The 3,179-nt window shown below is 52.8% G+C and carries 2 rRNA genes; both read right to left on the bottom strand.

Annotated elements, in window-relative coordinates:
* Positions 1-11: 11 nt before the first annotated feature.
* Positions 12-124, bottom strand: a 5S ribosomal RNA gene (rrf, locus tag ACTJLD_RS41320).
* A gap of 155 nt (positions 125-279) precedes the next feature.
* Positions 280-3,161 (bottom strand): 23S ribosomal RNA (locus ACTJLD_RS41315).
* Positions 3,162-3,179: the final 18 nt, after the last annotated feature.

The raw sequence follows: 3,179 nt of genomic DNA, 5'->3' as shown, positions 1-3,179 counted from the left end.
TGGCTTAGGGAGCCTGACGATTACCTACTTTCACACGGGAATCCGCACTATCATCGGCGTAGAGTCGTTTCACGGTCCTGTTCGGGATGGGAAGGGGTGGGACCGACTCGCTATGGTCATCAGGCAAAGAGGGTTGTTGCGCTGCTTCGCAGCACAACCAATCTTGGAAGAAGCAGTAATTTTGAGTTGTGTGTATCACACACGAGAATCCAACTTGTCGCTCTGGATCCTGCGGCCAGTGCTTTCACACGGCGCCGATCTACAAGGCAGACTTGTTATAGGATCAAGCCTTACGGGCAATTAGTATCAGTTAGCTGAACGCATTACTGCGCTTACACACCTGACCTATCAACGTCCTGGTCTCGAACGACCCTTCAAGGGGATCTAGTCCCCAGGGATATCTCATCTTAAGGCGAGTTTCCCGCTTAGATGCTTTCAGCGGTTATCTCTTCCGAACATAGCTACCCGGCGATGCCACTGGCGTGACAACCGGTACACCAGAGGTTCGTCCACTCCGGTCCTCTCGTACTAGGAGCAGCCCCCTTCAAATATCCAACGCCCACGGCAGATAGGGACCAAACTGTCTCACGACGTTTTAAACCCAGCTCACGTACCTCTTTAAATGGCGAACAGCCATACCCTTGGGACCGGCTACAGCCCCAGGATGAGATGAGCCGACATCGAGGTGCCAAACACCGCCGTCGATATGAACTCTTGGGCGGTATCAGCCTGTTATCCCCAGAGTACCTTTTATCCGTTGAGCGATGGCCCTTCCATACAGAACCACCGGATCACTATGACCTGCTTTCGCACCTGCTCGACTTGTCGGTCTCGCAGTTAAGCACGCTTATGCCATTGCACTATCAGCACGATTTCCGACCGTACCTAGCGTACCTTCGTACTCCTCCGTTACGCTTTGGGAGGAGACCGCCCCAGTCAAACTGCCTACCATGCACTGTCCCCGACCCGGATCACGGGCCAAGGTTAGAACCTCAAACAAACCAGGGTGGTATTTCAAGGACGGCTCCACCGAAACTAGCGTTCCGGTTTCATAGCCTCCCACCTATCCTACACAGATCGGTTCAAAGTCCAATGCAAAGCTACAGTAAAGGTTCATGGGGTCTTTCCGTCTAGCCGCGGGTAGATTGCATCATCACAAACACTTCAACTTCGCTGAGTCTCGGGAGGAGACAGTGTGGCCATCGTTACGCCATTCGTGCAGGTCGGAACTTACCCGACAAGGAATTTCGCTACCTTAGGACCGTTATAGTTACGGCCGCCGTTTACCGGGACTTCAATCAAGAGCTTGCACCCCATCATTTAATCTTCCGGCACCGGGCAGGCGTCACACCCTATACGTCCACTTTCGTGTTTGCAGAGTGCTGTGTTTTTATTAAACAGTCGCAGCCACCAGTTTATTGCAACCCCTTCACCCTCCTGGCGCAGGCCAGTCAAGCTACAAGGGCGTACCTTATCCCGAAGTTACGGTACCAATTTGCCGAGTTCCTTCTCCCGAGTTCTCTCAAGCGCCTTAGAATACTCATCTCGCCCACCTGTGTCGGTTTGCGGTACGGTCATCATTAGACTGAAGCTTAGAGGCTTTTCTTGGAACCACTTCCAATTGCTTCGCTTCCGAAGAAGCTCGCGCCACACCCTTGAATTACGCACCCGGATTTGCCTAAGTGCCTTCTCCAATGCAGCGACCGGGACTTCCAACACCCGGACAACCTTCCGCGATCCGTCCCCCCATCGCATCTAACAATGGTGCAGGAATATTGACCTGCTTCCCATCAGCTACGCATTTCTGCCTCGCCTTAGGGGCCGACTCACCCTACGCCGATGAACGTTGCGTAGGAAACCTTGGGCTTACGGCGAGGGGGCCTTTCACCCCCTTTATCGCTACTCATGTCAGCATTCGCACTTCCGATACCTCCAGCACCCTTTACAAGGCACCTTCGCAGGCTTACGGAACGCTCTCCTACCATGCGTGCTAAGCACGCATCCGCAGCTTCGGTATATAGCTTAGCCCCGTTACATCTTCCGCGCAGGACGACTCGATCAGTGAGCTATTACGCTTTCTTTAAAGGGTGGCTGCTTCTAAGCCAACCTCCTGACTGTTTTAGCCTTCCCACTTCGTTTCCCACTTAGCTATATTTGGGGACCTTAGCTGGCGGTCTGGGTTGTTTCCCTCTTGACACCGGACGTTAGCACCCGATGTCTGTCTCCCGTGATTGCACTCTTCGGTATTCGGAGTTTGCTATGGCGGGGTAATCTGCAATAGACCCCCCAACCATGACAGTGCTCTACCCCCGAAGGTGAGACACGAGGCACTACCTAAATAGTTTTCGGAGAGAACCAGCTATTTCCAGGTTTGTTTAGCCTTTCACCCCTATCCACAGCTCATCCCCTAACTTTTCAACGTTAGTGGGTTCGGACCTCCAGTACGTGTTACCGCACCTTCATCCTGGCCATGGATAGATCACCTGGTTTCGGGTCTACGCCCAGCAACTGAACGCCCTATTCGGACTCGCTTTCGCTACGCCTGCCCTATACGGTTAAGCTTGCTACTGAACGTAAGTCGCTGACCCATTATACAAAAGGTACGCCGTCACCCCTTACGAGGCTCCGACTGTTTGTATGCATGCGGTTTCAGGATCTATTTCACTCCCCTCCCGGGGTTCTTTTCGCCTTTCCCTCACGGTACTGGTTCACTATCGGTCGATCACGAGTATTTAGCCTTGGAGGATGGTCCCCCCATCTTCAGACAGGATTTCACGTGTCCCGCCCTACTTGTCGCACACCTAGTTCTTTCATACTGTTTTCGCCTACAGGGCTATCACCTGCTATGGCCGCACTTTCCAGAGCGTTCGGCTAACAATACAAATAAAGAGTGCAAGGCTCATCCCATTTCGCTCGCCACTACTTTGGGAATCTCGGTTGATTTCTTTTCCTGCGGTTACTTAGATGTTTCAGTTCACCGCGTTCGCTTCACATGGCCTATGTATTCAGCCATGGATACTCCAAAAGGAGTGGGTTTCCCCATTCGGACATCTACGGATCAAAGCTTGTTTGCCAGCTCCCCGTAGCTTTTCGCAGGCTACCGCGTCCTTCATCGCCTGTGATCGCCAAGGCATCCACCACATGCACTTGTTCGCTTGACCCTATAACGAGTCTGTCTC

It is taken from the genome of Burkholderia sp. 22088 (assembly GCF_052045915.1).
Classification (GTDB): Bacteria; Pseudomonadota; Gammaproteobacteria; order Burkholderiales; family Burkholderiaceae; genus Burkholderia; species Burkholderia cepacia.
The sequence above is the reverse complement of the archived record's forward strand: the minus strand, read 5'-3'. Positions and strand labels throughout refer to the sequence as shown.